10 protein-coding genes and 1 riboswitch are annotated in these 11,941 nt (G+C 56.7%); of the genes, 5 read left to right on the forward strand and 5 right to left on the reverse strand.

The window, feature by feature from the left end; translation table 11 throughout:
* The first annotated feature begins 143 nt into the window (after nucleotides 1-143).
* Nucleotides 144-1,349, forward strand: a complete 1,206-nt coding sequence (locus tag C4S72_RS11210; RefSeq protein ID WP_104003210.1) for a multidrug effflux MFS transporter — start codon at nucleotides 144-146, stop codon at nucleotides 1,347-1,349.
* A gap of 31 nt (nucleotides 1,350-1,380) precedes the next feature.
* Here the strand turns inward: C4S72_RS11210 and ggpS are convergent, their stop codons facing one another.
* The 5 genes from ggpS to folX all read right to left on the reverse strand — a co-directional run bounded on the left by ggpS (nucleotide 1,381) and on the right by folX (nucleotide 8,155).
* Nucleotides 1,381-3,663, reverse strand: coding sequence for a glucosylglycerol-phosphate synthase (gene ggpS, locus C4S72_RS11215; RefSeq protein ID WP_104003211.1), 2,283 nt, complete (start codon nucleotides 3,661-3,663; stop codon nucleotides 1,381-1,383).
* 516 nt (nucleotides 3,664-4,179) lie between these two features.
* Nucleotides 4,180-5,451, reverse strand: coding sequence for an HDOD domain-containing protein (locus C4S72_RS11220; RefSeq protein WP_104003212.1), 1,272 nt, complete (start codon nucleotides 5,449-5,451; stop codon nucleotides 4,180-4,182).
* A gap of 159 nt (nucleotides 5,452-5,610) precedes the next feature.
* Nucleotides 5,611-5,686, reverse strand: a riboswitch (cyclic di-GMP riboswitch).
* Nucleotides 5,687-5,933: 247 nt separating this feature from the next.
* On the reverse strand, nucleotides 5,934-6,641 hold the full coding sequence (folM, locus tag C4S72_RS11225; RefSeq protein WP_104003213.1) for a dihydromonapterin reductase: 708 nt from the start codon (nucleotides 6,639-6,641) through the stop codon (nucleotides 5,934-5,936).
* Nucleotides 6,638-7,741 (reverse strand): CYTH domain-containing protein, encoded by a 1,104-nt coding sequence (locus C4S72_RS11230; protein WP_104003214.1) that lies wholly within the window; start codon nucleotides 7,739-7,741, stop codon nucleotides 6,638-6,640. The genes folM and C4S72_RS11230 overlap by 4 nt, the downstream gene beginning before the upstream one ends.
* A 39-nt stretch (nucleotides 7,742-7,780) precedes the next feature.
* Nucleotides 7,781-8,155 (reverse strand): dihydroneopterin triphosphate 2'-epimerase, encoded by a 375-nt coding sequence (gene folX / locus C4S72_RS11235; protein WP_104003215.1) that lies wholly within the window; start codon nucleotides 8,153-8,155, stop codon nucleotides 7,781-7,783.
* A 221-nt stretch (nucleotides 8,156-8,376) separates the two neighbouring features.
* Between folX and C4S72_RS11240 the strand changes: the two genes are divergently transcribed.
* The 4 genes from C4S72_RS11240 to C4S72_RS11255 all read left to right on the forward strand — a co-directional run bounded on the left by C4S72_RS11240 (nucleotide 8,377) and on the right by C4S72_RS11255 (nucleotide 11,904).
* Complete coding sequence (locus tag C4S72_RS11240) at nucleotides 8,377-9,114, forward strand: phosphatase PAP2 family protein (RefSeq protein ID WP_104003216.1); 738 nt, start codon at nucleotides 8,377-8,379, stop codon at nucleotides 9,112-9,114.
* A gap of 65 nt (nucleotides 9,115-9,179) precedes the next feature.
* Nucleotides 9,180-10,166, forward strand: a complete 987-nt coding sequence (locus C4S72_RS11245) for a glucokinase (protein ID WP_104003844.1) — start codon at nucleotides 9,180-9,182, stop codon at nucleotides 10,164-10,166.
* A 231-nt stretch (nucleotides 10,167-10,397) separates the two neighbouring features.
* Nucleotides 10,398-11,408 carry a type I glyceraldehyde-3-phosphate dehydrogenase gene (gene gap / locus C4S72_RS11250; RefSeq protein ID WP_104003217.1) on the forward strand — a complete coding sequence of 337 codons (1,011 nt, stop codon included), beginning with the start codon at nucleotides 10,398-10,400 and terminating at the stop codon, nucleotides 11,406-11,408.
* A 40-nt stretch (nucleotides 11,409-11,448) separates the two neighbouring features.
* Nucleotides 11,449-11,904 carry a methylglyoxal synthase gene (locus C4S72_RS11255; protein ID WP_104003218.1) on the forward strand — a complete coding sequence of 152 codons (456 nt, stop codon included), beginning with the start codon at nucleotides 11,449-11,451 and terminating at the stop codon, nucleotides 11,902-11,904.
* The last annotated feature ends 37 nt before the right edge of the window (nucleotides 11,905-11,941 follow it).

The raw sequence follows: 11,941 nt of genomic DNA on the forward strand, positions 1-11,941 counted from the left end.
TACCCCGAAGCACAGGTCTTGGGCCGCCCATAACGATATCCAGGCCCGCCAATTAAACCTTCAGTGCCGCTTCACCACCAACGTTCGCTTACTCCGGCTTTTCCACCCAAGGCGCCGGAGCTTTCACTTTTTCGGAGTCATGAATGACAGCAGGCATTAAAAGCCTACATATACCCGGCTTTCTCTTTATTCTGGCGGCACTGACAGCGTTGGCACCGCTGGCCACCGATGCTTATCTACCGGCGGTACCCACCATCGCCGAGTCACTGGGAGCCAGTGTGCATCAGGTAGAACTGTCTATCAGCTTCTTTCTGCTCGGGTTTTCTCTCGGCCAGCTGTTCGGCGGCCCCTTCTCCGATCACTTCGGCCGTCGCGTGGGTATCTTCACCGGCCTTAGCCTGTTTCTTACCGGCTCGCTGGCGATCATGTTTACGCCCAACGTGGAGTGGCTCTGGTGTTTCCGTATTCTGCAGGCCCTGGGAGGCGGCATGACCGTGGTGAACACCCCGGCTATTGTGCGTGACCTTTATAGTGGTCGCGAGAGCGCGCAGACACTGTCACGTATGGCCGTGATTCTGATGCTGGCACCGCTGATGGCGCCGATCCTGGGTAGCCTGGTGCTGCAAACGCTGGGCTGGCACATGATCTTCGGTTTGCTGTTGATCTACGGTGCCATTATCGCCGTCGTGATTTACCGCTCTCTGCCAGAAACCCGAGTGGTGCAGAAAGATCGGCCCAATGCGATCAGGCGCTACTGGATGGTATTGAAGAACCGCCATGCCGTGGGATACCTGGCATCCGCCTGTTTCGGCTACGGCAGTCTGTTTGCTTTTATCACCAGCTCGCCGTCGGTGTACATGGGATATTTCAACCTGTCAGAGTCGGTCTACCCTTTCGCGTTCGGCGCCAACGTTTTCTCGGTACTGGTGATGAACAAGCTCAACATCCGCCTGCTGGGTAAACACGCGCCCCGTAAGTTGTTACTGGGCGGCCAGGTGGTCCAGTTGATTACAGGCGCGGCGCTGTTACTGTTCGTTGCCCTTGGCGGCGACTCACTGAACATTTTCCTGTTTATTCCGCTGGTGATGCTGTTCTTTGGCTGCCACGGTCTGGTCAGCGCCAACTCCATGGCCGGGATCACCGACTTTTTCCCGCGTAACAGCGCTACGGCCACGGCGCTCATGGGTGCCTGCGGCTTTGCCTTCGGTTCTCTTGCGGGCTCAGTTGCCAGCCTGTTTGCGGATGGCACACCTCTGCCGATGACCCTGGTGATGTTTGGCTGCGCCCTGCTCGCACCGGCGATCCGCCTGTTACTGCAGATGGGGCCGGCACCAGAGCCGGCCGAATAAACCATATTCGACCCACTCCGGCGGGCTCAAGTCAGGCCGGAGTGATCAACGCATCCATTTCGCTCGGCTCCGGTTTTTTCTCTTCGTTTCGCGCCCCGGCAATAAACTCCGCCCCCCAACGACGGATATCGTGATAGGTGACGATATCGTAAAGCAGGCGGATACGGGTGGCGGCTTCGCTCGGCGTCATTACCAGCCCCTGGTAACAGCGTTCCGCCAGATCATGCAGATCGTGCGGGTTGGTCAGCAGCGCGCCATGCAGCTCGGCTGCCGCTCCGGTAAATTCCGAAAGCACCAGACGACCCGCACCTTCTGTGAGCCCCTGAATCGCGACAAACTCTTTAGCGACCAAGTTCAGGCCATCACGCAGCGGTGTGATCCACATGACGTCAGCACGCTCATAAAAAGCGGTCAGCTGCTGCATCGGGAAACCGCGGTAGTAGTAACGGATCGGCGTCCAGCCCACCTGTGCAAAGCGTCCGTTGATACGCCCCACCGCCTGCTCGATATCCGCCACCAATTCCTGGTAAACCTTGATCTCCTGCGCCGCCGGCACACAGATGATCACCAGGGTGACCTCATTGAGCATATCCGGGTGGGCATCGAGCATCTTCTCGAACGCCAGCAGTTTCGGTAGCACGCCTTTGGTGTAATCCAGACGTTCAACCGAGAGAATCACCTGCCCATCCCCTTTGACACCTACATCCTCTTCCAGCAGACGCTTCTGCTTGCGATAGGCACGGGAATCCAACGCCTGCTTCATCCGGTCGATATCCAGACCGACCGGATGGGCGCCCAGGCGAATGGTACGGTGAGTCGTCTCGATCTCTGTGGTCATTTCACCAAGGCCAGCCGCACAGCCATAGGTCAAAAAGCGCGGCGCACAGGGCTGACGCTCCTGCACCTGAAACGGCATCACGCCACGTACCACATCGACAAAGTTTTCCACCTGGCGCGGGATATGGAAGCCGACATAGTCGCATTGCAGCAAGCTGCCAACGATCTCTCGACGCCAGGGCACCACGTTGAAGATATCCGCGGAGGGGAAGTGAGTATGGTGGAAGAAGGCGATCTTGAGATCCGGGCGCCGCTCACGCAGGTACGCCGGTACCATCCAGAGGTTGTAATCATGGATCCAGACCAGAGCGCCCTCGGCAGCTTCCTCGGCGGCCTTTTCAGCAAACTTGCGGTTCACCTCGCAGAACACCTCCCAATGATCCTCACGGAACTCCGCGCGCTCCCAGAAGGTGTGCAGCATGGGCCAGAACGCTTCCTTGGAGAAACGCTTGTAGAAGATATCCACATCTTCCTTGAGCAGTGGAACACGGGAGCAGATCAGGTTGGGGTAGGCCTCTTTGTCGACGCTGGTATGCGTAACAAAAGGTTCTTCGGTGCCATCATCGATACTCCAGGCGATCCAGGCGCCTCGGGTACCATCGCCAAAGAAGCTGAGCAGCGTGGGCAGAATACCATTGGGGGAACTGTGCGGCTGGCGTCGAACCTTGCCCTTCTCACGCACCTCTTCATAGGGCAGACGATGATAGACCATCACCAGATCCGAGGTACCGCGTTCGGTGTCATCGAACCCCTCATGAGCCACACCCTGAGGCCCGAGGAAGCCGAAATGGCTCATCGCTTCAAGGATCCCGCCACAGCCGGGCTCCTCCGTATGCAGAATCCAGGCGTTCTTCTCGGTCGCTTCCAGCAGGCTCTGCTCAGAGCCACCGACACAGACTCCCTTGAAGGTACCATCGAGCATCGGCAGATCATTCAGGGTATCGCCGGCACAGAGCACATCATCCGGGTGCTCCTCCATGAAACTAACCAGGCGGCTCAAGGTAGCGCCCTTATTGGCACCTTTGGGCAGAAAGTCCAGGTAGTAGTTGGAGGAGTACAGCAAGTCGCAGCCGAGATCCTTTGCGATCTGGCGTACTTCATCCGTCACCGCATCACGCTCACAGAACCAGGAGCAGCGACGGGTCTGAGGCACTTCCTGACGGCGAATGTTTTCGAATTTTTCCATCGCCTGCACGATCGGGAACTCGCCGGGCCAATTCTGCTCGATCTGCTCCAGCAACTCAGAGACAGGCTGCAACGTGGCCCCATCGATCACAGTCGCCCCCACATCACAAATGATGTACTCCGGCTCGGGAATCCCAGGGTCTGACAACAGCGGCATCACCGCCTCCAGGCCACGCCCGGTGACAAAGACCAGACGAATGCCGGGGTGAGCATTGATCAGTTGATAAAGACGAGCCCGGTCGTCAGGATTGCCGCTAAGAAACGTACCATCCAGATCGGTCGCTAAAATCATCGTTTTGACTCCTTCTCGTGGATCGGGGCCAGACGTGGCTGAGCACCGGAACAGCGGGCGAACAATATTGCGCCCGGGCTGTTCAACGGTTCAAAAGAGCACACTTTTTCCTGCCTGTGTCGCATTGCGCACAAATACGGTGCAAACAAAGCACACAGGCTGCCAACGTCTGGAATGAGGATAGGGTATGGGCCGCTAACGCGGGTTGGAGATAGGCCTGATATAGAGCCCGCCAAGGCGGAAAGCATTGGCGTGAAACGCGGAGTTTTTTGGGTATTACGATTAAAAATCAAAAACATAACATGCCGGTATACCGATAAATTCTTAGATGCTGATCGGCTTTACCCAGCTTGGTCGCTTAGCGGCTTCGTATCGACGAGGCCCCAGCATTCGAAGCAACCTCTGTAAGGTCCTCCTGTAGGCTAATCTATGCGCTTTTAAGCGCCCTCACCTCTGAATCTGCAAGTTTCACACCACCGCCACATCTGGCGATGGCTCATCTGACACAACAGAGCCTCAGGCAGACTCGCTCCGCTCTGAGTCACGCATTCTGATGCGATAGGCGTTGGCGGCCATTTTCCAGGTAGGCATGTGCGCCTTTACATCCATACGCTCGATATATTCCTCACTCAGCGTGGCGGACAGATCCACGCCGAGCTCATTATCGATCGTTGGTAGCAAGGCATCGGCAATATGAACCGCACAGAGGGCATTAAAGGTCTGTCCGACAGACTCTTCCGGGTTATGGTGCATCATCACCGCCTCTACAACCTGGGGCGACAAATTCCACATATCCAGCAGGTAAGCACCCAGCTCCGCATGGGTGACGCCATAAGCCATACGCTCAACCAGATGCAGCGGCTGTTTTTTACGCGCCGCAAAACGCAGCACTTTCAGATACCCTTCCCCCTGCTCCGCTGCCAGCATCAGCATACCCACATCCAGCAGCAGGCCCGCCAGAAACGCCTGATCCTTCAATGCCGGATTGTTTTTGGCGAACGGAGTCGCAATCTCCTGCGCCAGACGGGCAACACTGAGCGCTCGCTGGTTCATCCGGTCAAAGGAGAACAGCTTCCAGCCGGAATCATCCGGATAGTGAGCGTTAAGATGACCCGACAGCGCCAGCCCGCGAACGGTACGCACCCCCAGTAAAGTCAGGGCTTCTGTCAGGCTGGATATAGTGCGGTTCAGACCGAAATAGCTGGAGTTAACCAGACGTATAATCCGAACAGCGAGCGCAGGGTCTCGCTCAACAATAATGGCTATGTCGCGGGTGTTGGTGCGCTCGCTACTGAGCGCGTTGCTCAACTCCCGGTATATGGATGGCGAAGAGGGCAGCTGGCGAAATGCGCCAAAGGAACGCACTACCTTATCCCTGTATAGCTGACGGGTTACCAGCACGGTCTGCTCAACGGAAGCGATAATCTCTTCGATACTCGCCCCCTGGAAGATCGTGCGATGCACCACATCCAGAGCTTTAGCCAGCTTGGTAGAACTTAACGGCGGGGATAGTAGAATTCGGGCGACTTTCGGTTTGATCTGAGAAACCTGCTTGAGGATACCTATCTCGCGCTCGAAGCTAGAGATCGCACCTACGATCACTGCATCAAACGCAGTCTGCCTGAGCAGCTCAAGGGCAACCCGTTGATCGTCATTACGCACGATCTCCCAGTTACAGCCCTCCTGAACGAGACCACTGCCCCAAGTCACAAATGCAGAGTGAGGATCTATAAATAGAATTTTCAGCGGCCCGGTCTCTTTGCTTTCACCGGTTTCAGCTCTGTTCATATCGCGCTCGTCACAAACATTAAAGAGGTGTACCTCGAAAGCCGGTTCACCCTAACCCCAAGACTCGCTCAGAACAGGTTATTGAGTCTGAGCGTCTCCAAAAGTAAACGACATACTTCAGATCCTCAGAAGTGGTGGACTCTTCTCAGTTCACTCTCCTTCGACAGCCCAGCCGTCCCGACAGGGACCCGCGGCTTTGCGTCCCCCGATTACTCGGGGTTTGCCTTTTCGAGAAAGGATCCGGGTTTGCGGAAGCTTATCCGATACGGCCCTAAATTAGCCCTTAGGAGATTAGTGCTTCATCCCCGGAATATAGCACAAGGCCGTTTGCACAATGAACAGCGTTGCTGATTTACTCTATTTAACCTGATCTAAATAAGACCTTTCATATTCAGATTAAGGCCTGATGATGAAACCGTATATATCTGAATACACTTCTATTACCACATTACAGCATGGCACTCTTTCTCTGATCTCGCCATTCAACGCTTCTTAACGTTACGGCCGCCATTGAGCTCCAGGCAACTACCGGTGACATAAGGGTTATCCAGCAGATAGCGTACCGCCTGGAAAACCACCTCTGCGCCAGGTTCTATTCCCAACGCTGACTTGGCCAGGGTCTTGGTTCGATAGGCCTCGTCATCATCGGCATTAAACAGAATCATTGATGGCGCGATGCTGTTTACCTTGATTCCTGGCGCAAGCAGGCCGGCAAACGAGAGCGTGAGGTTTTCCAGTGCTGCCTTGGACGCTGCATAGGCTATGTGCCGGGGGCTGCCCTGACGGGCGATAAAATCAGTCATATGGATAATGTCACCGCCCCCTTCCGCCTCAAACCAGCGCTTTGCCGCCTGGTTGATCAAATAGGGGGCCTGCACATGCACCATCATCATCTGCTGCATAGCCTGCGCACCCGCGCTGTCATCCATCCAGTCCGACGCATTATGGATAATGGCCCGAAGTGTCAGCTTACGCCTGTCGATCTCATCGATCAGTGCCTGAATACCATCCACGGTGGAAAAGTCAGCCAGAATAACCTCGACACCCTCCAGCGGAGATAACTCCCACTCCTTGCGTAGATGTCGACAGGTGATAATCACCGGGTAACCCTCTTCCACCAGACGTTTGGCGCAATGCAGACCCAGGCGCTGGGCGCCGCCGGTGATCAGGATGCTCGGTTTGTCGCTCATGTTTCGCTCCTGAGACGATCCAACCCGCAAAGCGTTGCAGTGCCACTGCAGAGCTCGGCCAGCGAGGAAGCACAACCTTCAGCTAGCCCCTTACCCCCTGAAAGGCGCCAGAGAAAGAGCCTTTCGCTGCAGCCGAGCATCAGCACGCCCCAGCCACAATGTCGCTGTAATCGACTAAACAGCTCGGCCTGATACTCAGCATCTATAGGCATATCCACAAAGAGTTCCCGACGCAGGCGCTCCGCCAGGCCACCAAACTCGGCAGCAATTTCAACTCCAGCGCATTGCAGCAGATGCTCAAACTCCGCCATAAGCGCGAGCGCATGCTCAACGGAACCTGACGCCCCTGCCACACCCAACGAAAGCTGCTCTGAGGCGGACTGCGCATTAGCAAGCAGATAGCTTCCCAGTACGGGTAGCGCTTGCGCCAATGGCTGATTGAATACTGCCTTATCCAAGGTTGGCGTCGCAGGCATTCGCTGTGGGTCTACGAGACGATAGCCGCGTTCAGCCTTGGCGCTGTCCCAGGGCATGATCGGCAATTGAGCAGCCAGTTCGCGGGCAAAAGCAAACAACGCTTCCGCTGGACCCTGGCGCAGTTCAAGTTCCAGTTCACAAATCCCAGATGCCTGCCCCTCAGCTGTCGCCTCCCCCAGATCCAGGGCGACCTCAACCTCGACCGGCTGACCTGCAAAACTCCAGTTAAGCAGCCCTTTGGTACGCTGGAAATCGGTTCGGAACAGCGGCGTCAAAGCGGACACAGTTTCACTATTGAGCACTTCGGGTAGATCAAGCTCGGCCAACCGCTGCAGATCAAGCTGGTCTCTGTCGAGGTACCAGTCCCATTCGTCACGGACACTGAAACCGGCCAGGCTTTCACCACGGCCCTTGAAAGTCTGGATAATCTGATCACCATCTCGGCGCAGCCTCAGGGCATAACCGGCTCGATCAAGCGCCAGACCCGGCGTGTCGTAATACTGATTGAACAGCTCAACCTGTTTCCAGCCACCGCTTCGTCGCTGCTGGAATATGGGCAGAGACGTTGGATCGACCTCCAGCGGATCGGGCAGGCGTAACTTGATTTCGGTTTCGGTCAGCATCCCAAAGTCCAGCTCTCCAGCAGTTAACGCAACGCCGTATCAATCACGGCGATCACACAGGGTGATCGAAACGGAGTCGGCAAAACGCAGGGCATGGGGCTTGTCGATCTCCACCTGAGCAAAGCAGACCATCGGATCCTCCATCGCCAGCGCCAGCACTTCACTCGCCATGCGCTCCAGCAGCAGGAATCTGCCGCCCTCTACATGGTTGATGATCGCCTTGTTGATGGTGCGGTAGTTCAGCGCATGATCGATATCGTTATGCTGAATGGCGCTGCGCACGCGGTAGCGGATCAGCACGTTGATGATTACATCCTGCAGTTTCTGCTTCTCCTCATCGTTGATCCCGATGTAGGTTCTCAGTCGCAGATTTTTGATTCTGATGGTCGCCTGTCCCGGCTCGGCCTGGTTCATTTAGCTCTTCCTGTAAACGACGAGTTCCCCGGCTCTTGAAGCGAGGGAAGTGAAAACTTCTTCGAAACATCATACACATACAGATCGTCGCAATCACCGTGCCCTGGTATGCCCACTGCGCGCGTGACACTGCAGATTTAAGCCCGCCTTAAGCCTGAAACCTTAGCTTGGTGCCTGCGAAGATCACCCCCAAAGATCAAACCAATAACAAGAGCCCTGCGATGAGCGAAGCCCCGATTCCTTTCCGCACCAGCCTCTGGATCACACTGACCTTGTTTGGCCTCGCGCTGTTATGTCAGTTTTCCCGGCTGGACCTGCTACTGGAAAGGTCGATCTATTACTCTCTGGAAGGCGGATCAGGTGGCACCTTCCCCTGGCACAACAGTTACCTGCTCTACGACCTGATCCACGAGGGCGGCCGCTGGCTGGTCAAGCGGCTGTTTTTCCTCTCCGTGTTCCTGCTGCTGGCTGCGCTTGTAGTGCCACAACTGAAACCCTGGCGCCTGCGCTTTCTTTTTGTAGTGCTGTGTACGCTGCTGAGCACCGCTCTGATCAGTTACCTGAAACATCACACCACGCTGCCCTGCCCACAGAACCTGACCGAGTTTGGCGGCGACCGGCACTGGGTCGATATCTGGCAGCTGTTTTCGACAGAACTGCCGGTGGCCAGTTGCTATCCCGCGGGCCACTCCTCCGGCGGCTACGCCTGGCTCTGCCTGGCATTTATCTTTCCTTACCGCAGCCGCGCCTTCTATCTGGCACTGTTACCCGGCGCTTTGCTCGGGCTCGTCTTCGGCATCGCCCAGCAGCTGCGCGGCGCACACTTTATCTCCCACGACCTAACCACTATCGCGTTTTGCTGGGCCTTAGCCGCGCTGATGCTTTACCTGTTTCAAGCGATAAACCGATTTTGCCAGTCACTCAAATCCACCCGGCGCTACACCCAGCAGAGCCGTTGATACCCGCCCCCTGAACATTCTTTGTCGAATACGTATACTGCCAAGAAAAGCTTTGGAAGATGCAGATGGATTCAGCGGGCCCGCAACGCTTATCGCTGGTAGCAGATATAGGCGGCACTAATGCCCGCTTTGCGCTGCTTTTGCCTGACCAGATGCGCCCTATTGAAATGCGGAGCCTCGAAGTCAGCGAGTTCACCAGCCTCAACGAAGCGATCAGGGCCTATTGCGAACACATCAGTCTGTCTGGCAAAGAGTTACCCAGCCAGGCCTGCCTGGCGATTGCCGGCCCCACGGGTCAGGACCGCTTGGGTATCACCAACAACGGCTGGTGCTTTTCCCAGTCTGAGTTACAGCGGGATCTTGGCTTCGAACAGCTGAAGGTGATCAACGACTTTACCGCCCAGGCCTTTGCACTGCCGCTGCTTGATGCCGATGAGCTGGTACCGGTCGGCGCTGGAGCAGCAGTCAATGGCGACCCCATGGCTGTGCTCGGCCCCGGTACGGGGCTTGGCATCGGCGGTCTTGTCTTTGCCGGCTCACGCCCCGTACCTCTGTTCAGCGAAGGTGGACATGTGGACTTTGCGCCCGCCGATGAGCAGGAGATGGAGGTCTTGCGTTATCTCTGGCAGTGCTACGACCATGTTTCGACGGAACGACTGCTCTGCGGCGCTGGGCTCAGTAACCTGTACCAGGCGCTCTGCGCGATTCACGGCAGCGACTGCCTGCCACTCTCTCCCGCAGAAATAACCCAGGCCGCCCTGACGGACAGCGCCCCTCTTTGCCGGGAGAGCTTGGAGATATTCTGCGCGATGCTAGGCAGTGTCGCGGGCAACACCGCCTTAACCCTCGGCGCCCGCGGTGGCGTCTATATCGCCGGCGGGATCATTCCCAGAATCCTGGATCTGTTTCTGAGCAGCCGTTTCCGCAGCCGCTTTGAAGCCAAGGGGCGCTTTAGCGACTACCTGGCCGCCATTCCCACCCAGGTGGTCGTTGCCGAGCACCCCGGCCTGCTCGGCGCCGCCAACGCTTTACGCCAGCCACCACTGAGTTAGTCAGGATTCGCGTCTATACAGAGTCATCTACACTGAAGACAGCCAAAGCAGATTACTCAAGCCAGCATCTATAAGGAGAAGTCACCGCGAGACAACAGGGATGTGCGCCGTTAACCCACACATCCCAGCCCCTCCGTTCAGCAACAAAACGGTCAAAACCTGATCCTGACCGTTGTAACAGCTAAGCAGAATACGTAATTTGAAAGAAACGTTATTCCATCGGAGGTACTTATGACTATCCGCGTAGCGATTAACGGTTACGGTCGTATTGGACGCAACACCCTGCGAGCGCTGTATGAATCCGGCAAGCGGGAGCAGATCCAGATCGTCGCAATCAACGACCTGGGCGATGCCGAGATCAACGCCCACCTGACCCGCTTTGACAGCGTTCACGGCCCCTTCCATGGCGAGGTATCCATCGACGGCGACAACCTGGTCGTGAATGGTGACAGCATCCGCATCCTGGCGGAGCGAGATCCCGCCAAACTGCCCTGGAAAGCGCTTGAAGTAGATGTCGTCTACGAGTGCACAGGTCTGTTCACCAACCGCGAAAAGGCTGCCGCTCACCTGGAAGCCGGCGCCCGCAAAGTCATTGTCTCCGCACCAGCCAAGGGCGCAGACGCCACAGTGGTTTACGGTATCAACGAGAACTGCCTGACCGCGCAACATCAGGTGATCTCCGCTGCCTCCTGCACCACCAACTGCCTGGCGCCGATTGCAAAACCGCTGCACGATGCGATCGGTATAAAAACCGGACTGATGACCACCATCCACGCTTACACCAATGACCAGAAGCTATCGGATGTGTATCACTCCGACCCCTACCGCGCCCGCGCCGCGACACAGTCGATGATTCCAACCAAAACCGGCGCTGCAGCGGCGGTAGGTCTGGTACTGGCGGAGCTGAACGGCAAGCTGGATGGCATGGCGGTCCGTGTACCAACCATCAATGTCTCGTTGGTGGATCTCACCTTCGAGGCGTGCCGGGATACCAGTGTTGAAGAGGTCAACGCCATCATAACGGAGGCTGCATCCGGTCCGCTGAAAGGAATCCTGGCAGTGAACGAGCTGCCGCTGGTCTCCATCGACTTCAACCACAACCCGCACTCATCGGTGTTCGATAAAGCCCAGACCCGGGTGAACGGCCGCTTGGTCAAGGTGATGAGCTGGTATGACAACGAATGGGGCTTTTCCAACCGGATGCTCGATAACACCCTGGCCCTGATGAAAGTTGCAGATTGACCACTCGGGCAGGCCGCCAAGCGTCAGGAGTAAACGCGCAATGAAAACAGTGGAGATCCAGAGCAGCAGCACCAAGAACCTGGCGCTGGTGGCCCACGACAACCGTAAACCGGACCTGCTGGCCTGGGCGCAACGCAACCGGGATACTCTGGCGCAGCACCGTCTGTTCGCCACGGGAACCACCGGACATAAACTGGCGCAGCAACTCCAGTTGAATGTGCACGCCCTGCTCAGTGGCCCCATGGGTGGAGATCAGCAGCTTGGCGCCCGCATCGCCGAGGGCGAGATCGACCTGCTGATCTTTTTCTGGGATCCGCTGGATGCCCAGCCCCATGATCCGGATGTCAAAGCCCTGCTACGGATCGCTGCTGTCTGGAATATCCCGGTAGCGTGTAACGAGGCCTCCGCCGACTTTCTCTTCAGCTCTCCCTTACTGAACGAGACCTATACCCGTCGTGTTCCGGACTACAGCGCTTACTTGAAGGTCCGCACCTGATAGAGCTTATAAGCAAGAGTTCGAGACGGACGCCCTG

Origin of the sequence: Marinobacterium lutimaris (assembly GCF_900108065.1) — a bacterium.
In the GTDB taxonomy this organism is placed as follows: domain Bacteria; phylum Pseudomonadota; class Gammaproteobacteria; order Pseudomonadales; family Balneatricaceae; genus Marinobacterium_D; species Marinobacterium_D lutimaris.

What these genes read in the sequence shown, in the direction of transcription:
- C4S72_RS11210 (WP_104003210.1), top strand. Translation starts at nt 144, where the DNA reads ATGACAGCAGGCATTAAAAGCCTACATATACCCGGCTTTCTCTTTATT.
- ggpS (WP_104003211.1), bottom strand. Translation starts at nt 3,663, where the DNA reads ATGATTTTAGCGACCGATCTGGATGGTACGTTTCTTAGCGGCAATCCT.
- C4S72_RS11220 (WP_104003212.1), bottom strand. Translation starts at nt 5,451, where the DNA reads ATGAACAGAGCTGAAACCGGTGAAAGCAAAGAGACCGGGCCGCTGAAA.
- folM (WP_104003213.1), bottom strand. Translation starts at nt 6,641, where the DNA reads ATGAGCGACAAACCGAGCATCCTGATCACCGGCGGCGCCCAGCGCCTG.
- C4S72_RS11230 (WP_104003214.1), bottom strand. Translation starts at nt 7,741, where the DNA reads ATGCTGACCGAAACCGAAATCAAGTTACGCCTGCCCGATCCGCTGGAG.
- folX (WP_104003215.1), bottom strand. Translation starts at nt 8,155, where the DNA reads ATGAACCAGGCCGAGCCGGGACAGGCGACCATCAGAATCAAAAATCTG.
- C4S72_RS11240 (WP_104003216.1), top strand. Translation starts at nt 8,377, where the DNA reads ATGAGCGAAGCCCCGATTCCTTTCCGCACCAGCCTCTGGATCACACTG.
- C4S72_RS11245 (WP_104003844.1), top strand. Translation starts at nt 9,180, where the DNA reads ATGGATTCAGCGGGCCCGCAACGCTTATCGCTGGTAGCAGATATAGGC.
- gap (WP_104003217.1), top strand. Translation starts at nt 10,398, where the DNA reads ATGACTATCCGCGTAGCGATTAACGGTTACGGTCGTATTGGACGCAAC.
- C4S72_RS11255 (WP_104003218.1), top strand. Translation starts at nt 11,449, where the DNA reads ATGAAAACAGTGGAGATCCAGAGCAGCAGCACCAAGAACCTGGCGCTG.